We start from the raw sequence: 25,845 nt of genomic DNA, 5'->3' as shown, positions 1-25,845 counted from the left end.
ACTGTGATTTTTATAATTAATCACAGTTCACAATCTTCATAGCTTTTCTGTACACTCTATAAATAGACAAAGATATTTTACATTAAATTGATCATATCCAACAAACAACTGTGGGCTATCATAATACTAAATATTGATAGAGAATGCACTCTACATTCATTTTCTTTTAATGTCATTATGTTTCTACAAGAAAGTGCGTTGTGAGATACCTCTCCAGCCAGTGTATGACAAGTTAGCGTAGGGTGTATAAGCAAAGCGTCATACACCGACACGCTACCCTTGCTTCTTTACCAACTCAATTATCTCCTTAAGATAAGCATTTTCCTTATCTTTTTGTTCAATAATTAAATTAGCTTTTTCTAATTTATGTTTATATGTTAGTACAACTAATTATGAAATAAACGAATTGATAAGCTGGTAAAACTATGTGTTTTAATTCGTTTAATTCTCAATTAGTTGTACTAACAAAAAAGCATTTTACTGGCTTGCATGAATTTCAACAAATTCAGTAGTAGATAATGGTCTAGGTATTAACTTTCCATCTTCACGTAATCCTTCTAAATGAAATTCAATAGCTTCAGCTATTAATTCCAAGACTTCAATTTTAGTTTCAGCAACTGCAACACAACCCGGTAAATCTGGTACATAAGCACCAAAACTATTTTCACCTTCTTCTATAATGATAACATAACGCATATTTCAATCCTTCTACTTTAAACCAGCCTGTTTCAATATATTGTTAAGTGTACCCCCGGTGGTACCTCTATATTAAGCTTACCAGCAACTGTTACACAACCTTGCTTGAATGGATGTTTAAACTGTCGGTGACTACCTTTAGTTCTAACTAACTCCCAACTATCATCTTCTAATAATTTGATTACTTCTTTAACTTTCATAGCGGTGTTAAATATCCTTCACATTTTTTTATACAAGCTTGGAATTTTTTAGCAGCTTAAGCAAAAGGCAAAGCATCCAAATATAATTTACCATTCTTAGGTATTGTAGCTTCAATTTTATTATAGCATAATTTTGCTCAATAATTAAACTCACCAAACCGGAGAGAAGAACTAGGCACAACTTATAATGTGGGGGGGGGGAGTTGAAATGGGGATAATATAGTGGTATTTTGATTTTGAATAGCCCTTCAGGGCTTTAAAATTAAATCATATTAGTTATTAAGGAAGCAATCGGGTTTTAGACCTGACAGGTTTTAAAAACCTGTCAGGTCTTTATTTATTTAACCCGCATCCCAGCCTTAGCCCCATCATCAGGTTGCAGCAAAAATATCTCCTTCTTACCCGGACCAGCAGCCAATACCATTCCTTCTGAGAAACCAAATCGCATTTTACGCGGTTTCAAATTAGCCACCATCAATGTAAAACGCCCAGTCAACTCTTCAGGCGTATAAGCATCCTTAATTCCAGCAAATACATTGCGCGTCTTCTCTTCTCCAACATCTAAAGTTAAACGCAATAATTTTGCTGCACCTTCAACATGTTCAGCTTTGACAATATGAGCAATACGTAAATCAACCTTGGCAAAATCTTCATAATCAAGAAATTCAGGTTCTGCTTCCTTAGTCTCTTTTGGTTTTATCATAGCATCCACCTGTTTTTGTTCAACTCGCTTCATCAGAGGCTTAAACTTATTAATACTATGATCCAACAACGGTTCAGGTTTCCAAATCAAAGCAGCCGCTAAAAAATCTTCAACCTTGCTTGCCATCAGCGGCAAAATAGGTGACAAATAAGACATTAACACCCTAAACAGATTTAAAGCCTGACTACAAACAGCCTGTAATTCAACTTCCTTATCAGCCTGCTTAGCCATCACCCAAGGCTTATATTGATCAACATACTGATTAGCCCGATCAGCCAAAGCCATAATCTCACGAACTAACTTATTATATTCACGATTCTCATAAGCCGACGCTATCACAGTTTCCTTATCAAGAAAAAATTGATAAAGTTCACTATCTGCCAAACTAGCCGCTAATTTACCATCAAAACGTTTAGTTATAAAACCAGAACAACGACTAGCTATATTAACAATCTTACCCACTAAATCAGAATTAACACGTTGAATAAAATCATCTAAATTCAAATCAAGATCATCAACGCCATTGCCCAATTTAGCCGCAAAATAATAACGCAAATATTCAGGATCTAAATTATCCAAATAAGTTCTAGCATTAATAAAAGTACCGCGTGACTTAGACATTTTCTGTCCATCCACCGTTAGAAAGCCATGTACAAAAATAGCAGTTGGCTTTCTAAAACCAGCAGCAGTCAACATCGCAGGCCAGAATAAGGAATGGAAATAAACAATATCTTTACCAATAAAATGATATAATTCAGCCTCACTATCCGCAGACCAAAACTCATTAAAATCAATGTTTTCCCTATTACATAGATTTTGAAAACTCGCCATATAACCAACAGGCGCATCTAACCAAACATAAAAATACTTGCCCGGCTGATCAGGAATTTCAAAACCAAAATAAGGAGCATCACGAGAAATATCCCAAGCCTGCAAACCAGACTCAAACCACTCATTAAGCTTATGCTTAACCGCAGGATGCAATACATTACTATCACTCATCCACTCCTGCAACATAGTCTCAAAATCGGACAAATTAACAAAAAAATGTTCCGAATCCTTTTCAATCGGAGTAGCACCAGAAACTGCTGAAATAGGATTCTTCAAATCAGTAGGATTATAAGTAGCACCACAACTCTCACAATTATCCCCATACTGATCCTTAGCACCACACTTAGGACATTCACCCCGAACAAAACGATCAGGTAAAAACATCTGCTTTTCAGGATCATAAGCCTGACTAATGGTACGACTAATAATATGTCCACCATCTTTCAAACTTTGATAAATTTGCCCAGCTAAAACCCTATTTTCAGAACTATGAGTAGAATAATAATTATCAAACTCAATCGCAAACTCACGAAAATCAGCCTGATGCTCAGCATTAAAACCAGCAATCAACTCTTCAGGAGCAATACCAGCCTGTTGAGCGCGTAACATAATAGGAGTGCCATGAGCATCATCAGCACAAACATAATAACACTCATTACCCCGTAACTTCTGAAACCTTACCCATATATCTGTTTGAATATACTCAACTAAATGCCCAATATGAATTGAACCATTAGCATAAGGTAAAGCACTAGTAACTAAAATTTTTCTCACTGACGAATCCGTAATAACTTTGTAGGGTGGGTAGAGCGGAGCGAAACCCACCATTGCTTGGCCATATTGGTGGGTTTCGCTATCGCTCTACCCACCCTACTTAACTACTTAACTATCTGATAACTTTTTAGAATGATCTTTAATTTCAGCTTTAGCTTTTAAACTAGCAACAAATTGTTTAAACTCATTATCACCAATCGCTTGTTCCAATTTCTTAACATCGGCTTCAGAATCTTTCTTACCATCCTTAACACCTAATAAAGCAACCAAAGCATAATCTACATTATTTAACTCAATTCCTGCATAAATAGCTGCATCACTCTCAACTTTTCCAAGCTTAAATGCTTCATTAACAATTGCTTTTGGAACAATAGTATCATCTCTTCCAGCCCACATTGCAGCTGACCAATTTAAATCATCATAAGCTTCAAGTACATCAACTTTATCCTTAATTTCAGTTAATAACTTCTTACCTAAAGCAGCAGCCTGTTCCTGTATTCTTTCCTTAGTTAAAGTCGCAACAATCTCATCTTTCACATCTTCAATCGGTTTAGCTTTAGCAACTTCATGATTTTTTAAACGCAATACCACAATATGTTGTTCAGCGATTTTAATAACTTCACTATTATAGCCATCTTTTAACACAGCATTACTAAAAGCAGCTCGAACCACTTTAGGCTTAGAAAGAATGGAATCTTTATCCTGACTTCCTGAATTGTCAAATAACTCAGTAGTCTTACTCTTTAAATTTAAAGTTTTAGTTAAAACTTCTAAACTATTAGGGTTTTCAAAAGCCAAATTAGCAAACTGCTCACCTTGCCCATAAAAAGCAGATTCAGCGCGTTCTTTCTTCAATTCAGCTAATAACTGTTCACGCAGATCCTCAAATGGACGCACAACTTCAGGTTTAATATCTTCCAACTTAATCAAATGAAAACCAAACTGAGTTTTAACAGCAGCCGTAGTAACATCACCAACCTTCATGGCTTTTACAGCATCTTCAAATGGTTTAACCATAGTTTTAGCACCAAACCAACCTAAATCACCGCCAGTTTTTCTACTACCAAAATCATCAGAAAACTTTTTAGCTAAATCTTCAAATGATTCACCAGCATTAATTTTCACCAATAAATCTTGTGTCTGTTTTTCAGCTTCTTTAACTTCTTCATCTGTAGCATCACTACCAGCTTCAATCAAAATATGTCGAGCTTTCCATTGTATAGGAGTCTTAAATTTTTCCTTATTAGTTTCATAATATTCTTTTATAGATTCTTCCTTTATCTTAATATCAGCTAAATCTGCTTGAGAAAATTCCACATACTCAACACTGACTTTTTCATCAGTCATATATCTAGCAGCATTTTTCTTATAATAAGCATTAACATCAGCATCACTAATCTCAACTTCAGCTTTAAAACGATTAGCAGGAATAATCACATAACTTAATAAACGTTCTTGCTTTTCAAGGCTAGCGCGTTGTTGTAGATCATAATCAGTTATAAAAGCAGAATTCGCAACTCCCAATCTCAGTTGCTCTAACAATGTAGCGTTTCGCATATCAATCTCAAATTTCTGTTTAGACATGCCATTACTGCTTAATAGCTGCTCATATCTAGCTTGAGAAAAAACATCATTCTCTTGAAAAGCAGGAATACCATGAATCTTTCGTACTAACAAATTATCACCAATACGCATACCAGCATTTTCAGCAGCTTGTAATAATACCTGCTCCTCTATCATCTGATTTAACACGCTTTTCTTAATTTGAGCATCCATAAACGAGAAATCTATATCTGCATTTTGAAACTGATTACGTAATTGCTGTTTGCGTTGACGCACTAAATCTTGAAACTCACGCTCAGATAATTCCACTCCATTAACTTCAGCTACCAAACTTTTTGGTGTTGGGGATACATACTCCTGTATCCCCCATAAAGCAAAAGGAATACATATAATAATAACAATAACCCAAGCTAACCAACCTTGAACACCTTCACGAATACTTTGTAACATAATTTAATTACCTATTTAAGAAATTTTAGACATAAAAAAAGCGTATCTTATAGTATAAGATACGCTTTATCAAATTGGCGGAGCAGACGGGACTCGAACCCGCGACCCTCGGCGTGACAGGCCGATACTCTAACCAGCTGAGCTACTGCTCCAATTATTTTTATTATTATACTCTTATTTAAGAGTATATGCAAATACTTTTGGGTGTTGAGGGACTTGAACCCCCGACATTCGCCTTGTAAGGGCGACGCTCTCCCAACTGAGCTAAACACCCAGATAACTTCTAGTTTACCGCATCTTTAAGAGCTTTACCAGGTTTAAATACTGGTACATTAGCAGCCTTAATATCAAGACGTTCACCTGTTCGTGGATTACGTCCTACTCGTGCAGCACGTTCACGTACTCCAAATGTACCGAAACCTATTAGAGTTACAGTATCACCCTTTGCTAAAGTGTCTTTAATACTTTCTAATAAAGCATCTACTGCTTTTGCCGCATCGGTTTTTGTAAGCTCTGATAAGTCAGCGACAGCTTGAACTAATTCTGATTTATTCATTTATCCCCCAAATGGAGTTGCAGACTATTATAAGGTAATCGATTGGAAAAATCAATAGTGTTTGCAAAATTTTTTTTAATCACTACCCAAAGAATGAAGATACAAGCTTATTATAACACGTTAATGTGTTTGTATGCGGTGATTTTCTTCAATGCCAATAGCATTTTTTACATTTGAATCAAAAATCATATCTTCTTTTTGTGGGATTGGCATACGTTGCAAAGCAATTTCCAGCACTTCTTCAATCCATCTTACTGGATGTATCTTAATGTTTTTCTTTATCTTATCTGGAATTTCTGCCAAATCACGCTGATTTTCGTAGGGAATTAAAACCAAACTAATACCGCCTCTTAAAGCCGCTAATAATTTTTCTTTTAAGCCGCCAATTGGTAAAACTTCTCCACGCAAAGTAATCTCACCAGTCATTGCCACATCTGAACGCACTGGAATATTTGTCAATACCGAAACTATCGCTGTACACATACTAATACCAGCACTAGGACCATCTTTAGGTGTTGCCCCTTCTGGTACATGAATGTGCAAATCATACTTTTGATAAAAATCTGTTTCTATGCCCAAGCTCTGTGAACGCCCACGAACCACACTCATAGCCGCCTGAATAGATTCTTGCATTACATCACCCAACTGCCCAGTATATGATAATTTACCCTTACCCAGCATCATAGCAGCTTCAATTGTAAGTAAATCACCACCTACTTCAGTCCATGCTAATCCAGTAACTTGACCAATATGATCCGTTTCTTTAGCACGCCCATAACGAAAACGTTGAACACCCAAATATTTATTTAGATTTTTTGCACTAACCGCAACTTTTTTACTTGCCTGCAAAATTTCCCTAATAACCTTACGACTAATTTTTGCAAGTTCACGTTCTAAATTACGCACACCAGCTTCACGGGTATAAAAACGAATTATATCACGAATAGCAGCATCACTAATTGATAGTTCTGACTGTTTAAGACCATTATTTTTTAATTGTTTTTCTAACAAATAAGTCTTACTAATATTAAGTTTTTCATCTTCCGTATATCCTGATAAATGAATCACTTCCATTCTATCTAACAGAGGAGCTGGAATATTTAAACTATTTGCAGTTGCCACGAACATTACATCAGATAGATCATAATCTACATCCATATAATGATCATTAAAAGTATTATTTTGTTCAGGATCAAGAACTTCTAATAAAGCAGATGCAGGATCTCCACGACCATCCATCGACATTTTATCAATTTCATCTAATAAAAATAATGGATTACGTACTGCCACTTTAGACAAATTTCTAATGATTTTACCGGGCATTGAACCTATATAAGTACGACGATGTCCACGAATTTCAGCTTCATCACGTACTCCACCTAAAGACATACGCACAAATTTACGATTAGTCGCATTAGCAATAGATTTACCCAAGGAGGTTTTACCTACTCCCGGTGGTCCAACTAAACATAAAATCGGACCCTTCATTTTTTTTACTCGCTGTTGCACAGCTAAGTATTCAAGAATACGTTCCTTAACTTTTTCTAAACCATAATGATCAGAATCTAAAATATTTTCAGCCTTAGCAAGATCACGACTAATTCTGGAACGTTTTTTCCACGGAACTTCTAATAATACATCAAGATAATTACGCACCACTGTCGCCTCTGATGACATAGGCGACATCATTTTCAGCTTTTTCAATTCTGCTAAAGCCTTATCTTTAGCTTGCTTTGACATACCAGCAGCTTCAATTTTTTGACTCAGCTCATCAATTTCATTGGGCGTATCTTCTTCTTCATCAACTTCGCCTAATTCAAGTTTAATCGCCTTGATTTGTTCATGGAGATAATAATCCCTCTGACTTTTATCCATCTGGCTTTTAACTCGTTTATGAACACGCTTTTCAACTTGAAGTAAATCAATTTCTAAATCAATTACATTAATTATATATTCTAAACGTTCCGCTAATTCCACAATTTCAAGAATTTTTTGTTTAGCATCAATTTTTATTGTAAGATGAGCGGCAATAGTATCTGCTAATCTACTGGGATCATCAATATTTAATAAAGAAGTTAATAACTCTTTAGCTACTTTTTGATTATACTTGATATATTCTTCAAATTGTGATATAATAGAGCGAGATAAAACTTCAACTTCTGTCTCATCAATCTTATTAATAGTTGATAATGAATTTACCTCTGCTTTAAATTCATTATCATTAATAATAAAATTATTAATTTTAGCACGCTCTTTACCTTCAACCAACAATTTGATTGTACCATCTGGTAATTTTAATAATTGTAAAATACTAGCAATAGTGCCGACATCATAAATATCCTTACTTGTTGGATCATTTTCAGTGGCAGTTTTTTGTGTGACTAAAAGTATTTGTGTATTCTCTGCTAGTGCCTTTTCCAAAGTCTCAATAGACTTTTCTCGTCCAACAAATAATGGCACTACCATATATGGATAAACAACTAGATCCCTTAAAGGGAGAACTGGTAGAATAATCATTGATTAAGAAGCCTGTTGTTTCACATTATCATATACAATTAACGGTTGAGTTAGCCCTTCAATTACACCCTTATCAACAACTACTTTATTGACATTGTCCATAGATGGTAGATCATACATTATATCTAATAAAGCATGTTCTAAAATTGAACGCAAGCCCCGGGCACCAGTATTCCTATCTTTTGCTTTACGAGCTGTGGCTTTAAATGCTTCAGCTAGAAACTCTAGTTCTACATTTTCCATCTCAAATAAATGCTTATATTGTTTGCTTAAAGCATTCTTAGGCTCGGTCAAAATTTGTACTAGTTGTTCCTCATTCAATTCTTCAAGCGTCACTGAAACTGGTAATCGACCTACTAGCTCAGGTATTAATCCATATTTAATTAAATCTTCTGGCTCTAAAGAATTAAGTAATTGATTTAAACTGCGTGTATCTTCTTTAGATGCAACTTCAGCGGCAAATCCAATACCAGTTTTATCAGAACGTGCTTTAACAAGTTTTTCTATACCAGCAAAAGCACCACCACAAATAAATAAAATATTAGTTGTATCAACAGATATAAATTCTTTTTTTGGATGTTTTCTACTACTACCCTGTGGTGGAACTGATGCAACGGTTCCTTCAATCAGTTTTAATAAAGCTTGTTGTACACCCTCACCTGAAACATCCCTAGTAATTGATGCACTTTCTGATTTACGGGTAATCTTATCAATTTCATCTATATAAATGATAGCCGTTTGAGCCTTTTCGACATCATTATCACATTTTTGCAATAGTTTTTGTATGATATGCTCAACATCTTCACCAACATAACCAGCTTCAGTCAAAGTAGTTGCATCTGCCATTACAAATGGCACATTTAAAAATTTCGCTAAAGTTTCAGCTAATAAAGTTTTACCAGAACCAGTTGGTCCAAGAAGTAAAACATTACTCTTAGAAATTTCTATTTCAGTATTATCTTTATTTTCTAAACGTTTATAATGATTATAAACTGCTACTGATAGGATTTTTTTTGCATAATCCTGCCCAATTACATATTCATTTAAATGTTGATGGATTTCTTGTGGAGTAGCTAAATGATTGCTATGACTTGTTTCTTCTGTTGCTGGCTTCTTTTCTTCTATAATGTTATTACATAAACCAATACACTCATTACAAATAAAAACCGATGGTCCAGCTATAAGCTTTTGTACTTCATCTTTATTCTTACCACAAAAAGAACAAATCATGATCTGATCAGACATCATTAACTTCCTGATTTTGTAAAGCTTCTCTACTTGACAACACTGCATCTATAAGACCATATTCTACAGAGGTATCAGCACCCATAAAATTATCCCTTTCAGTATCTTTTTCAATGCTTTGAACGTCTTGTCCGGTATGGTTAGCTAATATTGTATTTAAACGTGTACGCACATTTAAAATCTCACGTGCATGAATATCAATATCAGTAGCTTGACCCTGAAATCCACCTAAAGGTTGATGAATCATCATACGTGAATGAGGCAAACAATAACGTTTTCCTTTTGCCCCACCGGTTAATAATAAAGCCCCCATACTTGCAGCTTGACCAATACATAAAGTACTGACTTCAGGTTTAATAAACTGCATAGTATCGTAAATAGCTAAACCAGCACTTACTGATCCACCCGGTGAATTAATATATAAATGTATATCTTTTTCAGGATTTTCAGATTCTAAAAATAGTAGTTGAGCCACTACTAAATTAGCCATATAATCTTCAACCTGACCCACTAAGAAAATTACACGTTCTTTTAAAAGTCTTGAATAAATATCATAAGCTCTTTCACCACGTGCTGATTGCTCGACAACCATTGGTACTAAACCACCAGCTGCTACAATATTCGATTGTGACATTTCACTCATTTGTTATCTATAATTTTATAAAATTCACTGGTTTTTTCAGTGACATTAGATTTATCTAACAAGAATGCCACCACTTCATCTTCTAATACTAAGGATTCTATTTCTTGCAAGCGTTGTTTATCTGAATAATATTGCTTTACTGTTTCTTCAGGCATATTATAAGCCACAGCTAAATTATTAATAATTTTCTGAACTTTATCAGATGGGGCTTCAAGTTTATATTCTTTAATAAGTTCCCGTACTAAAAATCCTATTTTAACCTTTTTAGTAGCTTCATCCTTAAACATATCAGCAGTAACTTCTAAATCAGGCGTATTTTTTAACTTGCCTTCTAATAAATACTTAGCTTCTTGCTGAACTAAAACATTAGGCACATCAATAGGATTAGTTTCTAATAAAGCATCTAATAACTGATTTTTAACTTCTGCATCAACTGCATATTTTAATTCAGACTCCATATTTTTACGTGCTTCAATACGCAATGTTTCAACCGTACCATCCTCTACACCAAATGACTTGATAAAATCCGCATCCATTTCTGGTAATTCATCTTCACTGGTTTTACGCTGTTCACGTAATCGATCTAACATCGAATCAACATCAGCTTCAGTAATTTCTGTTACTTGTTTTTCGATAGCAAAGCTATCAACTTTTAATGGAGGAATATCGGGATAAATTTCAAAAACAGCTACATAAGATAAGCCATCTTCAATTTTTTTAATATCGCTTTGAAAGTCAAAATTAGGATCGCCTACTGGGTATAACTTTTCTTGTGTGATTGCTTCAGAAAAACTAGATTGCAATACCTCACTGAAAATTTCTTCACGCACTTTTTCACCATAACGTTGTTCCACAACGCGCATGGGGACTTTACCCGGTCTAAAACCATTAAATTTGGTTTGATTTGCTAAAGATTGAAGACGATTTTGAATTTTTGGTTTGATATGTTCTTTTGGTACTCCAATCGTCAGACGACGTTCAACTGTACCAGTTGTTTCTACAGACACTTGCATGTCTTAAACCTCATAAAATGAATTGGTGCGAAAGGAGAGACTCGAACTCTCACAGGTTGCCCTACTGGTACCTAAAACCAGCGCGTCTACCAATTCCGCCACTTTCGCTAAAAGATATTCAAGGCGAGCTATTTAGATTAGAATATATGGGCCGTATAGGGATTGAACCTATGACATGCTGATTAAGAGTCAGCCGCTCTACCAACTGAGCTAACGGCCCATTTGATATATTCTACTAAATATATATGCTATACGGCAAGCATTTTTTTACTTTTTTTTGTTACTCTGCCGTTAACTTATTGTATTTTGTTAATAATTCTTCTTCTGTTTCAACATTATTCGGATCTTTAGGAATGCAATCAACTGGACAAACATCTACACATTGTGATGTTTCATAATGTCCAACACATTCCGTACAAAGTGCAAGGTCAATCACATAAATTTCATCGCCTTGACTAATCGCGCCATTAGGACATTCTGGTTCACATACATCGCAATTAATACATTCGTCTGTAATATACAGTGCCATTACTAATTCCTTTTCCGAATTAAGGTATTTTCTATTGCCTTTTTTACATAAGGATGAACAAAGTCATCAACTTGACCACCTAATATTGCAATTTCTCGTACTAATGAAGAAGAAATATAACTATATTGAGTAGCAGGTGTGAGAAATAGGGTCTCAATTTTTGGATTCAAGGTGCGATTCATTCCAGCCAACTGAAATTCATATTCAAAATCTGATACAGCCCTTAAACCACGTAGAATAACTTGCGCATTAGATTCTAAAGCAAAATTAACTAATAATCCATCAAAAGAGCATATACTAACATTTTTTATATCAGCAAGTACAATTTCTGCAAATTCTACTCTATTTTCTACAGAAAATATAGGTTTTTTAGAAGAGTTAGCTGCTACTGCTACTATAACATGTTTAAATAATTTTGTAGCACGTTTTACAATATCTGAATGTCCATTAGTTATAGGGTCAAAAGTACCGGGGTAAATAGCTGTGATTGTCATATTTAAATTAAGCCTTTTTGTAATGGCACAAAACTTACTTGATCTAAAACATATTGCTCATAAGTATTATGGTTACGAATTATTTTTAATAATGATTGTTTGCCTTTATAACCTATTGGAATAATTAAACATCCTCCTATAGACAACTGATTTAATAGAGCTTCTGGTATTTCAGTAGGTGCCGCTGTAACAATTATACCTTGATAGGATTTATATTTATTCCAACCCAAATATCCATCATTATGACTAAAAACGATATTATTTAAGCCTAAAATTTCTAATCGTTTTTGTGCTTTATCTAATAAGGGTTTTATTCGTTCTACAGTATAAACTTTTTTTACTAATTGAGCTAAGATTGCTGTTTGATAACCACATCCTGTACCTATTTCTAATACTTTAGAAATGTTAGTTTGACTTAATAAAGCTTGAGTCATACGTGCAACAATATATGGTTGAGATATTGTTTGACCATATCCAATAGGTAAGGCATTATTAGTATATGCGTGGCTTGATAAAGCTTCATCGACAAACATATGTCGTTCTGTTGCACCCATTACTTCTAAAACATTAGAATTAGAAATTCCTTGAGCAAGTAATTGTTCAATTAAACGTTTACGATAATGATTTAACATATCTTATAATATTATGGCTTTACTTAAAATCTTACATTTTCCTGATTCAAAATTACGCATTGTTGCTAAACCAGTAACATTAGTTGATGATAATATCCGTAAAATAGTCGCTGATATGTTTGAAACTATGTATGATGCACCGGGTATTGGCTTAGCTGCAACTCAAGTTAATATTCATCAACAAATTATTGTGATTGATATTTCAGAAGATAAAAATCAACCTTTGTGTCTTATTAATCCTCAAATCTCTGATAAAGACGGTCTGCAAATTACGGAAGAAGGATGTTTATCAGTACCATCAATATTTGATAAAGTTGAACGCGCTGAAAATATTACAGTGCAAGCACTAAATGAAAAAGCTGAAACAATAAGCTTCAATGCTGATGGTTTGTTAGCTGTTTGTATTCAACATGAAATGGATCATTTAAACGGCAAATTATTTGTCGATTATTTATCATCCTTAAAACGCCAACGTATTGCTAAGAAGTTGAGCAAACAAAGAGAAAAATCTTTATAATGAATAAAAAACGTATTATTTTTGCTGGTACACCAGAATTTGCAGTGCCAAGTTTAGTTGCGCTGTTAAATTCTAAACATAGTATCTGTGGAGTATATACTCAACCGGATCGAAAATCAGGCAGAGGAAGAAAGTTACAAGCCAGCCCAATTAAATTATTAGCTTTAGAACATGGACTTGATATTTATCAACCAGTTAGTTTAAAAGATATTGAGGCACAAGCGCAACTCAAAGCATTAAAGCCTGACTTGATCATTGTCGCTGCTTATGGGCTTATATTGCCAAAAGCAGTGTTAGATATACCCCGTTTTGGCTGTATAAATGTCCATGCGTCTTTATTACCACGTTGGCGTGGTGCTGCTCCAATTCAACGCGCCATAATTGCTGGTGATACTACCACCGGAATTACATTGATGAATATGGATGTTGGTCTTGATGTGGGGGCAATCTTAAAAAAACAAAGCTGTGAAATTTTACCAGATGACACTGGGCAAAGTCTTCATGATCGTTTATCTGAATTAGGTGGACAAATGTTAGCATCACATATAGATGAAATTGAAAATTTAGCAGCAACTCCACAAGATGAGGCTTTAGCAACTTACGCTAACAAATTAGAAAAAGCTGAAGCCGAATTAGATTGGAATCAAGATGCAATGTTATTAGAACGTAAAGTACGAGCTTTTAATCCATATCCGATTGCTCAAGCAAAAATTTTTGATCAAACTTTACGTATTTGGGAAGCTAAGGCATTAGCAGAAACCAGTGATCAAGCTGATGGTATTGATATTGTTACAGCAAAAGGAGTTTTACGTATCTTAAAAGTTCAAAAAGCCGGTAAAAAACCTATGAGTGTAGCGGATTTTTTGAATGGTATTAAAAAATGAACGCACGTAGTGTTGCTACTAAAATTTTAACTCAAGTCATTAAAAATAAACGCTCATTATCTGAATGTTTAGATTTATCTAGTTTGACTGATAGTCGTGAACGAGCCTTAGCACAAGAATTGTGTTATGGAGTATTACGTTGGTTGCCACGTTTGCAAGCGATTTTAAAGGTTTTAGTTAAAAAGAAATTTAGAAATAAAGATATAGATATAGAAGTACTATTATTAATAGGTTTATATCAACATATTTATCTACGCATTCCGCCTCATGCTGCAACTTCTGCCACCGTTGAAGTAACAAAATTGTTAAAAAAGACTTGGGCTACTTCATTAGTTAATGCAGTATTACGTAATTTTCAGCGTCAGCAAATTGATATTGATCATTTAGCACATCCAGAATGGATATTGGAATATTTAAAAAAAGATTGGCCAACTCAATGGCAAGACATAGCTAAAGCTAACAATACTCACCCACCATTTAGTTTACGTGTGAATAGTCGTGTTATGTCGCGCGATGCTTATATGAAATATCTGCAACAAGCTGAAATAATCACAGATACAGAGTATGGTATTACACTATCAAAAGCAGTAGATGTACAAAGCTTACCCGGTTTTGCTCAAGGATGGGTATCAGTACAAGATGGTGCAGCACAATTTGCGGCAGAATTACTAGATGTACCTAATGGAGCGCGAGTATTAGACGCATGTGCAGCACCCGGTGGCAAAAGTGCACACTTATTAGAAAAGTATGAAATTGACACCTTAATAGCCTTAGATAGTCAAGCTAATCGTGTAAAACTCTTAACTGAAAGTTTGCAGCGTTTACAATTTAACAATGCTCAGATACATTGTGCAGATGCAGCTAAACCAGAATCGTGGTGGGATGGAAAAGCTTTTGATCGTATTTTATTGGATGCCCCTTGTTCAGGCAGTGGTGTTATTCGCCGCCATCCAGATATTAAATATTTACGTCAAAAAAACGATATAATGAAATTAGCAGCTCAACAAAAGCGTTTACTTGAAGCTTTATGGCCTTTACTAAAAAATGGAGGTAAATTACTTTACGTAACATGTTCTATTTTTGCTGAAGAGAATTATTTGCAAATTCAAGATTTTTTAAATACACATCTTGATGCAGAAGATAGCAAATTAGCCGTGAATTGGGGTCATGAACAGCCAATTGGAAGGCAAATTTTACCCGGTGAAAGTCAGCTTGACGGTTTTTATTATGCATGTCTATCTAAAACACTTTAATTGGAAACTAATCATCGTTTTATATTTATTAATATATTCAAATAGTTCTGTTGCTGATTTTTCTATCAATTATGCAAAAAGCAATTTAATAAATAATATTTATCTATTAAATGCAAATATTAATTATAAATTAACAGAAACAGCCAAGGAAGCATTACATAATGGAATTTCATTGGTATTAGTTTTGAATATTACTATTCAACGTGATAGAGCTTATTTATGGGATAAAACGATAACTAAGTTAAAATTAAAATACGAAATAAAATATTTAGCCTTGAGTAGGCAATATATATTAAAATACCTAAATACAGGGATAACAGAAACTTTTTTAAGCTTATCTGCTGTATTTAATCGTTTAGGAAAAATAAAAAATTATCCATTAATAGATAAACATATTACAAATACAAAGGCGAATTATTGGGTGTATTTAAAAGTCAGTTTAGATATTGAATCTTTACCGATTGTTTTACGCCCAATAGCTTATTTATCTTCATCATGGCATTTGAATAGTGATTGGTATTTATGTCCATTACAAGCTCGAAATTAAAAAAATGGCTGAATATCAGCCTACTAGTTGTTTCATTAATTATTTTATTAGCTTCCTTATGGATAATTACTGAAGCATTACATAATTCTGAACGTTTTGAACATTTATATTCAATATTATTATTGATAAATATAATGGCATTATTAGCTTTGCTAACACTAATTGGGTTAAATTTACATAACCTGCTTAATCAAGTACATCAAAAGCGTGCAGGAGCACATTTAACACTACGTTTAGTTAGTTCTTTAACTATTTTATCCACTATTCCAGTACTAATCGTCTATTATTTTTCATTAACGTTTTTACATAATAATTTAGATAATTTATCTGATATTCATATAAATAAAGCTCTGAATCACGCTTTAGATTTAAGTAGAGCTGATTTAGATGCACGAATGCGTGAATCTTTCAAAAAAACACAAACTATTATTGAAAAGATTGCATTAGAAAATGATATGATGATTAGTTTACAATTAAATGAATTACGTAAAAATAGTGGTGCTGCTGAATTAATTTTATTAGCTCCTAATGGACGGATTATTGCATCTAATAGTGTTTATATAGAACAATTATTACCACATCGCCCTAGTGAAAGTGTATTATTACAATTAAAGCAATCAGATAGTTATATTAGTATAAAGCCTATAGAAAATAGTGGATTACATATTCGTGTCATTATTAAATTTTTTCATAATCATCAACAGCGTTTATTACATGCATTATTTCCGATTCCAACACGTATTAGTGAATTAACTCAAAGTGTAGAAGAAGCAATTCATGAATTTAGAGAAAAAGCATATTTAGCAAACCCTGTAAAAGACAGTTTAACTCTAGTTTTATCTTTAGTAGTATTGTTAAGTGTTCTTAGTGCGGCATGGATGGCATTTTTTGTAGCTCGTCATTTTGTCAAACCATTAAGTCAGTTATTAGAAGGAACAAAAGCAGTAGCTAATGGTAATTATGAAAAACAATTACCATCAAATCCATTCTATGATCTTGATGTGGTGGTACAGTCATTTAATGATATGACTACTAAGATTTCACAAGCTCGTGATGAAGTGAATAATCAACGTGCTTATTTAGAGACTGTATTAGAACGTTTATCTTCAGGAGTAATTTCTATTGATTCTAAACAACAATTACAGACTGCTAATTCAGCAGCAGCAAAAATTTTAGGTTTAAGCTTAGATGGTTTATCAAATAACAGCATAACAAATTTAAAATCTGAGTATCCATCATTACAAGAACTATGTAATATCATTGAACCTCATTTACTTGATAATGATAATGATTGGAGTGAAGAAATAAATCTCTTTGGCGGTAATGGTCGTCAAGTACTTAAATGTTCTGGTACTATGTTACAGTTAAAATCAGAAGGTTATGTAATAGTCTTTGATGATATTACAACTATGGTGCAAGCTCAGAAAACAGCAGCATGGAGTGAAGTTGCACGTCGTTTAGCCCATGAAATTAAGAATCCATTAACCCCAATTCAATTATCGGCTGAACGTCTAAGACAAAAATATTTACATAAATTACCAGCTAAAGATGCAGGTACTTTAGATCGTATGACTAATACCATTATCCAACAAGTAGATACAATGAAGGATATGGTCAATGCTTTCTCAGATTATGCAAGAACACCAAAAATGAATAAAACCGCATTAAATCTGAATCAGCTGATTAAAGAAGTATTAGAATTATACCATCATAGCAATATTAAAATTAAAACAGTATTTGATGATAATTTACCAAAAATTGATGCAGATAGAGGTCGTTTGCGGCAAGTATTACATAACTTAATTAAGAACGGATTAGAAGCAAAAGCTATAAATAATGAAATTACGATTTCAACCAATTATCAAACAAATAATGGTTATAAATGTATTGAAATAAGTATTCAAGATCAGGGTCCGGGCATTAGTGAAAAATTAATAGATAAAATTTTTGAACCTTATATAACAACAAAACAGAAAGGAACTGGCTTAGGGTTAGCTATTGTTAAAAAAATTATTGAAGAACATAATGGAACGGTCTGGATAGAAAATACATCAGGAGCTTGTGTTGTTATCCGTTTACCAACCATTTAAAGTGATAACTGAATTAGATGAATGGACATATTTTAGTAGTTGATGATGAACCAGATATTCGTAATCTGATAAAAGAAATTTTAGAAGATGAAGGTTTTACTGTAAGCCTTGCGGAGGATGGAAATAGTGCGCGAGAAATACGACGTGAAGCACCGCCTGACTTAATTTTACTTGATATATGGATGCCAGATATTGATGGTATTTCACTATTAAAAGAGTGGTATGATGGTGGTCTGAGAAATATACCAATTATTATGATTTCAGGGCATGGTACGGTAGAAACCGCTGTTGAAGCGACTCGTTTAGGTGCATACGATTTTATCGAAAAACCTTTATCTATTTCTAAACTATTGATTACTATCAATAGAGCATTAGGAATGTCTTCTTTGCAAGAAGAAAATATTGTATTACGTAAAAATACTGAATCTGTTATAGAACCATTAGGTCATAGTGACATAATGGCGGCTTTACGTAGGCAAGTTGAAAAAATAAATTTACATAACACACATGTCTTACTGAGTGGAGAATCAGGTAGCGGTCGCACTTTATTTGCAAATTATATTCATCAAAATAGTCAAAATAGTTCTGGACCTTTTGTTCAGATGCGAGTGACAGCAGCAAGTGCAGACAAGCAAAGTATTGAATTATTTGGCAATTATGGCAGTAGTACTTTAGCGCGTATTGAGCAGGCAGATGAAGGAACTTTATTTATAAATGATATTGCAGAACTAGATCATTCTATTCAAGTTCGTCTGTTAAAGGTTTTAGAAAAAAAATCATTTGTACGCAATAATGGTACAGAACAGATTAAAGCTAATATTCGTGTGATTGCCGCTACATCACATGATTTAAAGACAGCTGTTAGTATAGGAGAATTAAATAAAGAACTATATTATTATTTAAATATTCTGCCTCTTCCGATTCCTCCTTTACGTTCACATTGTGAAGATATACCAGAATTATTAGAATTCTATATAAATTTATTTTTAAATCAAGACAATCTGCCTTATCGTCGTTTTACTGTAGCGGCACAAAATAGACTTAGTAATTATTCTTGGCCGGGTAATATACGTGAATTAAAAAATATGGTGCAAAGATTATTAATCTTAGCTAATGATGACATAATTGATGTTAATGAAATTGAACCGATTTTAAAACATCGTCAAAGTAATACCGGTAATTTATCAATTTATGAATTACCATTACGTGAGGCTAGGGAACAATTTGAAAAAGCTTATTTAGAATATCAATTACAAGAGTTAGGGGGTAATGTAAGTAAAGTAGCAGCACGGATAGGATTAGAACGTACTCATTTATATCGTAAATTACGCTCGCTTGATATTGATCCTAAAAAATCTGTTAAAAAATAAGTGTAGTGATTGTCTGCTTAATTACAAAATAATCCATCATATGTCTTTTTCATTACATTCCACCTATCACTCAGATTCATATAACATTGATAAATATATATATTTTATCAATGGTGTAGTATTTGCCTATAATTAAAGAAACTATTTTAGGAATGAAAGTAATGAAAGAAAAATTAGTCTGTATTGGCAATGGCATGGCTGGTATTCGTACCGTAGAAGAATTATTAAAAATCGAACCAGATAAGTATGATATTACCGTTTTTGGTGCTGAAAATTATGGTAATTATAATCGAATTTTATTATCTCCAGTCTTAGCTGGTGAGAAAACCATTGATGATATTATGCTTAATGAGGAACAATGGTATCAAGATAATAATATCACTTTACACAAGGGTCAGATCGTTGTTTCTATAGATCGACGTAAACGGCAAGTTGTTAGTGATCAAGGTGTTAGCATTAATTATGATCGCTTGTTATTTGCCACTGGTTCTAATCCTTTCATAATTCCAGTGCCGGGGCATACTTTACCCGGTGTTGTCGCTTTTCGAGATATTCAAGATGTAGATGTTATGCTTGAAGCGGCTCAGCAAGGAAAACATGCTGTAGTTATTGGTGGTGGTTTGTTAGGTTTGGAAGCCGCTAATGGTTTGCATAAGCAAGGTATGCAAGTTACGGTTGTACATTTATTAGATAGTTTAATGGAACAACAATTAGATCAAGCCGCTGCCACTTTATTAAAAAGTTCTTTGGAGCAACGCGGTTTAACATTTTTAATGGAAGCTCAAACCAGTGAAATTTTAGGGGAATCTAAAGTTACTGGGATACGCTTTAAAGATGGCAGTGAAATAGCCGCTGATTTAATTGTAATGGCAGTTGGTATTCGCCCAAATATCAGCTTAGCCAAACAAATCGGCTTATATTGTGAACGAGGTATTGTAGTAAATGATACATTACAAACTTATGATCCTCGTATTTATGCCGTTGGTGAATGTGTACAACATCGTAGCAAAGTTTATGGTTTAGTAGCTCCATTGTTTGAACAGGCTAAGGTTTGTGCTAATCACATTGCACAATTAGGTTATTCTCGTTATCAGGGTTCTGTGACTTCAACTAAGTTGAAAGTTACTGGTATCGACTTATTTTCTGCTGGTAATTTTAATGGTAATGAAAATACTGAAGAACTAATTTTTCAAGATCCAAGTCAAGGGATGTATAAGAAATTAGTCATTGAAAATAACCGTATCAAAGGTGCTGTCTTATATGGTGAAACTATAGATGGTGCATGGTATTTTCAAATGATGCGCGATAATATTGATATTAGCGGGCAACGAAATCGTTTATTATTTGGGCAAGCACATTTAGGTGATAGTGGGCATGGTGCAAATCAAGCCGTTGCTTTGATGAGTGATGACACTGAAATTTGTGGTTGCAATGGTATTTGTAAGGGTACTATTGTTAATGCTATTGTTGAGAAAAAACTATTTACTTTAGACGATATTCGTTCTCATACCAAGGCTTCAAGCTCTTGTGGCTCTTGTACCGCATTAGTCGAACAAATACTAGCCTCTACTTTAGGTAGTGATTATTCAGAATCTCCCAAGACTAAACCTCTATGTAGCTGTACTGAACATTCCCATGATGATATACAGCGCGTTATCAGAGAACAACATTTAACCAGCATTGAAGCAGTAATGGAGTTTACCAATTGGAAAAACCCAGATGGCTGTCATGTTTGTCGCCCAGCACTAAATTATTATTTACTTTGTGCATTTCCGGGAGAATTTAAAGACAATTATCAATCCCGTTTTATTAATGAACGCGCCCATGCAAATATTCAAAAAGATGGTACATATTCAGTGATTCCGCGAATTTGGGGCGGAGTTACCACACCTAAAGAATTACGTGCAATTGCTGATGCAGCAGACAAATTTAATGTACCAGAAGTCAAATTTACTGGTGGACAAAGACTGGATTTATTAGGAGTAAAAAAACAAGACTTACCGGCAATTTGGACTGAACTTAATAAAGCTGGATTAGTATCAGGACATGCTTATGGCAAAGCAATGCGTACCGTAAAAACATGTGTAGGTAGCACTTGGTGCCGCTTTGGAACTCAAGATTCTACTGGAATGGGAATTAAACTAGAGAAATTGACATGGGGATCATGGACACCTCACAAGTTTAAACTGGCAGTATCAGGCTGTCCGCGTAATTGTGCAGAAGCTACAATCAAAGATTTTGGAGTAGTAGCAGTAGATTCAGGATGGGAATTACATGTTGGCGGTAATGGTGGAATTAAAGTACGTGTTACTGATTTACTATGCAAAGTAGAAACAGAACAAGAAGTATTAGAATATTGTTCCGCTTTCTTACAATTGTATCGTGAAGAAGGGCATTATTTAGAACGTACCGCGCCTTGGATAGAACGAGTAGGATTAAATCATGTTCAAAAACATATAGTTGAAGATGAAGAAAATCGTAAAATACTGGCACAACGCTTTTTAGAAGCACAAACACATGCACAAATCGACCCTTGGCAACAACGCGCTACAGAAGGCGTAGATCAACATGAATTTACATTTTTAAAGGAACTATCATGAATATAGGAAATATAAAAGACATACCGCGCTTAGGTGCAAGAGTTGTTAAAACTAAACAAGGCGATATTGCGATATTTAGAACAGCAGATGACAAAGTATTCGCATTAGCAGACAAATGCCCCCACAAAAATGGACCCTTATCACAAGGTATCGTACATGGTCATACAGTAACCTGCCCACTACATAATTGGCGTATAAATTTAGCTGATGGAGAAGCAATAGCACCAGATGAAGGCTGTGCTGGGCATTTTAAGATTGATGTTGATGCGGATGGGCAATTGGTTTTGGAAATTTAGACCTGTCAGGTCTGAGAGAATTCACTAAATCACAGTTTTTGTAGTTTTTGTAGGGTGGGTAGAGCGGCAGCGATACGAAGTCAGCGAAGCGAAACCCACCATTTTAGCTACTTTGGTGGGTTTCGCATCCGCTCTACCCACCCTACATTTTAGACCTGTCAGGTCTGAGATAATTCACTGAATCACAGTCCCCTTACAATCAATAGCCAACCAGTTCTTGGCATCTGTAGCATCTACATCTATGCCTGTACTAGCTTCTACTTTAGATAGTGATTATTCTGAATTTCCTAAGACTAAAATTAAAATACTTTAGTTATCACTACTACTTATTACTTAAAGTAGTTTAGCTACAAATTCTTGAAAACTACCCACCAAATTGGCTGCTTTAGCCTGCATATATCGACGATTAAGAATACGTTTTTGTTCTAACATAGATTGAACTTTCAATTGGTATTCTGCACTCGTAAAACCTAAACCATTTTCTGCCAGCTTATTTAGGGATAGCTGATAGGCAGAATCGGCGCGTGTTCCAGCATCTGCTGAATGACAAATGGATTGATTATGTACTCGGTATTCATGAAGAGGTTCAGACACAAATAAAGCAGATTGGGCTTTTTCTAAAGCCCGCAAATTAAACAGCGTATCTGCTCCCAAAAGAATATCCTCATCCCAGCCTTGCTCTATTAGCCGCGTATGGAATAAAAACACTAAAGGCACTTGAGATTTCACAAAATCCTCATAAGTAAAATTAATTATAGGCTTTTCATCAAAGGCTAAGCCAATTAATTCGCCGGCTGCTTCATTGATGACTCGTACATTATCTAATGCTAAACCTGATTTTTCTGCTAGTGGCAATAAACGTTCTAAGCGCGATGGATAATATAAATCATCAGCATCTAAAGGCGCAATAAAGGTAGATCTAAGTTCCGCCAATGCGACATTACGTGCCGCGTTAGGACCGCTGCCAATGCTACGGGAATAAAAATAACGAATGCGCTTATCATCTATCCCTCGCTGTTTAAGAAAATTCTGATAATCAAAACCATCATCACTAATTATTAATAATTCCCAATTAGTCTCCGTTTGTGACAATATGGAGCGAACCGCACGAGTAATAAAAGCTTGGGCATGATAGGCTGGTGTGATTACTGAAACTAATGTTTGCATATATTGACCTTGAGAAATATTATTATGTTTTTCATTGGGTTTAATCATTTTAATAAAAATATCTTACAAAAGTGTAGCTAGGCATGATTACTTCATCATTTGGCTGTATATCAATCAATATTGCAGCCATTTCAAGGGCATGGGTGCAGGATGTTGTTAAAAGTTCCCATTACTAATTTTTTATTCAAATATGACTTTTTAATTTTTTTAGCTGGATTGCCTATATAAATACTCCAAGGTTCTGTTTTTTTTCTAACTAAAGACATTGCCCCTATAGATGTTCCTTCATCCACAATAACACCGGGCATAATAACAGAACCAGCTCCTACTATTAAATCATCAATTCTAGAATTATCATTTATCTCATTGTCAGTATAATATGCCATTTTAACTCTCAAATAACATTTGAAATTGTTTCATATAATTTTCTTTTGAAAAATATCTTTTGACTCTTTCTATGTTATGTTTTTTCACATTTAAACCTTTTTACCAAATCCAAGAAGTGTGATTGTATTTCCCATAGCTTGCTGTCTATTATGATTAAAAATAGTAATATTTATACTCCCTAAAAAGTTTAGATACTTGTCAAAATCCATGAATTCAGTCATAGGTATGAATTTGTCTCCAAATATCTTCGTACCTGTTGATATAACCTCTTTTATGTATACTCCTTTTGGGTCTCCGTAAGATAAAGGTACAAATATCTATATCCTTATATTTTCTTAATTTATCCAACTTTGAGTTTCAGGAAAGTAAAAATATCCTCCCCACATAACCCATGTAAAATTATTTTTTTAGCTAAATATAACAACTGATTTTTACTTGTTAGTAAAACCACATCATGTGAGTAATCTATGTTATGTAATTGTGATTTACCCAAAATATTTAATGCGGGTAATTGATACACATAGTTTTATTCCAAGCAATAGCATAATCATCAAAACATAATTCTCTACCTAATGCGTTTACTAACCACGGTTGCCCTATCGTGAGTTCAAAAATTTGTTGTATCGCATGATTTATACATTTTCCTATTACTTCCAGTAGAATTACAAAAACGCGCTGAAATATACAGAAGAAAAATCAGCTAAATTATTTAGACCACACTTTGGATATGGCTCTCTTGATGGTAACAGTGTATATCATTATGCTGGGCGTATGTTATTATCAGCAAGTAATGTCAGGAAATATGGATATTTTAATTATGGTGTAGAATCATAAAATCTAATAGGGCTAAGCTCAAATATAGGATGGGAACCAGATAATAACATATAGAACTGATATGATATTTGGTCAGCATACAGATTCTATACATTCAATAAGTATTGGGTTTAATTTTGAATTTTGAAGTTTTAGACCTGACAGGTTTTAAAAACCTGTCAGGTCTTTTTATCAATAATTACGATTTAAAATATAACTAGCCATCCATCGTAATGGATCAGCCTTCTGATCCAAATCATTAAGGCTATTTATAGCATCTGCAATTAATTCTGTCGCCATTTCTTTAGCACCAGTTAATCCTAATAAAGAAGGATAAGTTACTTTATCATTAGCAAGATCAGCACCTTGGGTTTTTCCTAGTGTTTCAGTATTGGCTTCTATATCTAAAATATCATCTTTAATTTGAAAAGCTAAACCAATACATTTAGCATAATGATCTAATTTATTTAATAAATTTTCATCAATCATTTCAGAAGCTAATGCACCCATTTTTACACAGCCACGAATTAAAGCACCGGTTTTATGAATGTGCATATTTTCTAATTCAGCGATATTTAAAGACTGTCCAATCGCAGCTATATCAATAGCTTGACCACCTACCATTCCACGTGATCCAATAGCAACTGCTAGTGTTTTAATCATTTCTGAATTATGACTTAACAGCTCAAAAGCCAAACTTTGTAAAGCATCCCCTGCTAAAATAGCAGTTGCCTCATCAAAAGCTTTGTGACAGCTAGGTTTGCCGCGACGTAAATCATCATCATCCATTGCAGGCAAATCATCATGCACTAATGAATAAGCATGAATTAATTCAACCGCACAGCTCGGCGCATCTAAAGCTATATCATCAACACCTAATGCTTTACCAGTTAAATAAACTAATAATGGGCGTATTCTTTTACCACCATTAAATACTGAATAACGCATCGCTTCATGTAAACGACTAGGATTAATGTTAGCAAATGGTAAACATAAATCTAATTGTTTATCAACTCTTTGTTGATAGTGTTTCATTAAATATTCTAAGGTCATAATATACTCTTATAATTAATAG

At 34.1% G+C, this 25,845-nt stretch carries 25 protein-coding genes and 4 tRNA genes; 8 read left to right on the top strand and 21 right to left on the bottom strand.

Annotated elements, in window-relative coordinates:
- Window positions 1-477 precede the first annotated feature (477 nt).
- From BHU68_RS01170 to BHU68_RS01095, 16 genes are all read right to left on the bottom strand, one after another.
- Window positions 478-696 carry a type II toxin-antitoxin system HicB family antitoxin gene (locus BHU68_RS01170; protein WP_069469890.1) on the bottom strand — a complete coding sequence of 73 codons (219 nt, stop codon included), beginning with the start codon at window positions 694-696 and terminating at the stop codon, window positions 478-480.
- 32 nt (window positions 697-728) lie between these two features.
- Window positions 729-896: a type II toxin-antitoxin system HicA family toxin gene (locus tag BHU68_RS01165; RefSeq protein WP_253180921.1), complete on the bottom strand. Its 168-nt coding sequence runs from the start codon at window positions 894-896 to the stop codon at window positions 729-731.
- Window positions 897-1,233: 337 nt separating this feature from the next.
- Window positions 1,234-3,258 (bottom strand): methionine--tRNA ligase, encoded by a 2,025-nt coding sequence (metG, locus tag BHU68_RS01160; RefSeq protein WP_069469891.1) that lies wholly within the window; start codon window positions 3,256-3,258, stop codon window positions 1,234-1,236.
- Between the two features lie 54 nt (window positions 3,259-3,312).
- Window positions 3,313-5,217, bottom strand: a complete 1,905-nt coding sequence (locus tag BHU68_RS01155) for a SurA N-terminal domain-containing protein (protein WP_069469892.1) — start codon at window positions 5,215-5,217, stop codon at window positions 3,313-3,315.
- Window positions 5,218-5,292: 75 nt separating this feature from the next.
- Window positions 5,293-5,369, bottom strand: a tRNA-Asp gene (locus BHU68_RS01150).
- A gap of 49 nt (window positions 5,370-5,418) precedes the next feature.
- Window positions 5,419-5,491, bottom strand: a tRNA-Val gene (locus tag BHU68_RS01145).
- 9 nt (window positions 5,492-5,500) lie between these two features.
- Window positions 5,501-5,773, bottom strand: a complete 273-nt coding sequence (locus BHU68_RS01140) for an HU family DNA-binding protein (RefSeq protein ID WP_069469893.1) — start codon at window positions 5,771-5,773, stop codon at window positions 5,501-5,503.
- A 120-nt stretch (window positions 5,774-5,893) separates the two neighbouring features.
- Complete coding sequence (gene lon / locus BHU68_RS01135) at window positions 5,894-8,290, bottom strand: endopeptidase La (RefSeq protein WP_069469894.1); 2,397 nt, start codon at window positions 8,288-8,290, stop codon at window positions 5,894-5,896.
- A 3-nt stretch (window positions 8,291-8,293) separates the two neighbouring features.
- Window positions 8,294-9,535 (bottom strand): ATP-dependent Clp protease ATP-binding subunit ClpX, encoded by a 1,242-nt coding sequence (clpX, locus tag BHU68_RS01130; protein WP_083234104.1) that lies wholly within the window; start codon window positions 9,533-9,535, stop codon window positions 8,294-8,296.
- Complete coding sequence (gene clpP / locus BHU68_RS01125) at window positions 9,528-10,178, bottom strand: ATP-dependent Clp endopeptidase proteolytic subunit ClpP (RefSeq protein WP_216092564.1); 651 nt, start codon at window positions 10,176-10,178, stop codon at window positions 9,528-9,530. Before clpP ends, clpX begins: the two co-directional genes overlap by 8 nt.
- Entirely contained in the window at window positions 10,175-11,191 is a 1,017-nt protein-coding gene (locus tag BHU68_RS01120; RefSeq protein ID WP_069469896.1) for a trigger factor, read from the bottom strand. Before BHU68_RS01120 ends, clpP begins: the two co-directional genes overlap by 4 nt.
- Window positions 11,192-11,214: 23 nt before the next feature.
- Window positions 11,215-11,299: transfer RNA gene (locus BHU68_RS01115), tRNA-Leu, on the bottom strand.
- A 39-nt stretch (window positions 11,300-11,338) separates the two neighbouring features.
- A tRNA-Lys gene (locus BHU68_RS01110) sits at window positions 11,339-11,411 on the bottom strand.
- A 60-nt stretch (window positions 11,412-11,471) separates the two neighbouring features.
- Window positions 11,472-11,720 (bottom strand): YfhL family 4Fe-4S dicluster ferredoxin, encoded by a 249-nt coding sequence (locus BHU68_RS01105; RefSeq protein WP_069469897.1) that lies wholly within the window; start codon window positions 11,718-11,720, stop codon window positions 11,472-11,474.
- Between the two features lie 2 nt (window positions 11,721-11,722).
- Window positions 11,723-12,214, bottom strand: coding sequence for a pantetheine-phosphate adenylyltransferase (gene coaD / locus BHU68_RS01100; protein ID WP_069469898.1), 492 nt, complete (start codon window positions 12,212-12,214; stop codon window positions 11,723-11,725).
- A 2-nt stretch (window positions 12,215-12,216) separates the two neighbouring features.
- A complete protein-coding gene (locus BHU68_RS01095) occupies window positions 12,217-12,846 on the bottom strand; it encodes a protein-L-isoaspartate(D-aspartate) O-methyltransferase (protein WP_069469899.1) in 630 nt (209 codons plus the stop codon).
- A 13-nt stretch (window positions 12,847-12,859) separates the two neighbouring features.
- Here BHU68_RS01095 and def point away from each other — a divergent pair, with 13 nt between their 5' ends.
- The 8 genes from def to nirD all read left to right on the top strand — a co-directional run bounded on the left by def (window position 12,860) and on the right by nirD (window position 22,403).
- Window positions 12,860-13,363: a peptide deformylase gene (gene def, locus BHU68_RS01090; RefSeq protein WP_069469900.1), complete on the top strand. Its 504-nt coding sequence runs from the start codon at window positions 12,860-12,862 to the stop codon at window positions 13,361-13,363.
- Window positions 13,363-14,247, top strand: a complete 885-nt coding sequence (fmt, locus tag BHU68_RS01085; RefSeq protein ID WP_069469901.1) for a methionyl-tRNA formyltransferase — start codon at window positions 13,363-13,365, stop codon at window positions 14,245-14,247. Before def ends, fmt begins: the two co-directional genes overlap by 1 nt.
- On the top strand, window positions 14,244-15,500 hold the full coding sequence (gene rsmB / locus BHU68_RS01080) for a 16S rRNA (cytosine(967)-C(5))-methyltransferase RsmB (RefSeq protein WP_069469902.1): 1,257 nt from the start codon (window positions 14,244-14,246) through the stop codon (window positions 15,498-15,500). The genes fmt and rsmB overlap by 4 nt, the downstream gene beginning before the upstream one ends.
- Window positions 15,475-16,047 carry a DUF4390 domain-containing protein gene (locus BHU68_RS01075; protein ID WP_069469903.1) on the top strand — a complete coding sequence of 191 codons (573 nt, stop codon included), beginning with the start codon at window positions 15,475-15,477 and terminating at the stop codon, window positions 16,045-16,047. Before rsmB ends, BHU68_RS01075 begins: the two co-directional genes overlap by 26 nt.
- Window positions 16,023-18,137, top strand: coding sequence for a sensor histidine kinase (locus BHU68_RS01070; protein WP_069469904.1), 2,115 nt, complete (start codon window positions 16,023-16,025; stop codon window positions 18,135-18,137). Before BHU68_RS01075 ends, BHU68_RS01070 begins: the two co-directional genes overlap by 25 nt.
- A 17-nt stretch (window positions 18,138-18,154) precedes the next feature.
- Complete coding sequence (locus BHU68_RS01065) at window positions 18,155-19,507, top strand: sigma-54-dependent transcriptional regulator (RefSeq protein WP_069469905.1); 1,353 nt, start codon at window positions 18,155-18,157, stop codon at window positions 19,505-19,507.
- Window positions 19,508-19,668: 161 nt separating this feature from the next.
- Window positions 19,669-22,107 (top strand): nitrite reductase large subunit NirB, encoded by a 2,439-nt coding sequence (nirB, locus tag BHU68_RS01060; protein ID WP_069470057.1) that lies wholly within the window; start codon window positions 19,669-19,671, stop codon window positions 22,105-22,107.
- Entirely contained in the window at window positions 22,104-22,403 is a 300-nt protein-coding gene (nirD, locus tag BHU68_RS01055; protein ID WP_069469906.1) for a nitrite reductase small subunit NirD, read from the top strand. Before nirB ends, nirD begins: the two co-directional genes overlap by 4 nt.
- Window positions 22,404-22,736: 333 nt before the next feature.
- Here the strand turns inward: nirD and BHU68_RS01050 are convergent, their stop codons facing one another.
- The 5 genes from BHU68_RS01050 to BHU68_RS01035 form a co-directional block, all read right to left on the bottom strand.
- Window positions 22,737-23,618 (bottom strand): glycosyltransferase family 2 protein, encoded by an 882-nt coding sequence (locus BHU68_RS01050; RefSeq protein WP_083234105.1) that lies wholly within the window; start codon window positions 23,616-23,618, stop codon window positions 22,737-22,739.
- 1 nt (window position 23,619) lies between these two features.
- Entirely contained in the window at window positions 23,620-23,700 is an 81-nt protein-coding gene (locus tag BHU68_RS16815; RefSeq protein ID WP_253180995.1) for a hypothetical protein, read from the bottom strand.
- A 1-nt stretch (window position 23,701) separates the two neighbouring features.
- Window positions 23,702-23,956, bottom strand: coding sequence for an acyltransferase (locus BHU68_RS16810; protein ID WP_069469907.1), 255 nt, complete (start codon window positions 23,954-23,956; stop codon window positions 23,702-23,704).
- Window positions 23,957-24,046: 90 nt separating this feature from the next.
- Entirely contained in the window at window positions 24,047-24,274 is a 228-nt protein-coding gene (locus BHU68_RS18175) for a TDP-N-acetylfucosamine:lipid II N-acetylfucosaminyltransferase (RefSeq protein WP_083234102.1), read from the bottom strand.
- A 688-nt stretch (window positions 24,275-24,962) separates the two neighbouring features.
- Window positions 24,963-25,823: a polyprenyl synthetase family protein gene (locus BHU68_RS01035; protein WP_069469909.1), complete on the bottom strand. Its 861-nt coding sequence runs from the start codon at window positions 25,821-25,823 to the stop codon at window positions 24,963-24,965.
- Window positions 25,824-25,845 lie beyond the last annotated feature (22 nt).

Source organism: Candidatus Marithrix sp. Canyon 246, from assembly GCF_001723685.1.
Lineage (GTDB): Bacteria > Pseudomonadota > Gammaproteobacteria > Beggiatoales > Beggiatoaceae > Marithrix.
This window is presented reverse-complemented; position numbering and strand designations above follow the sequence as displayed.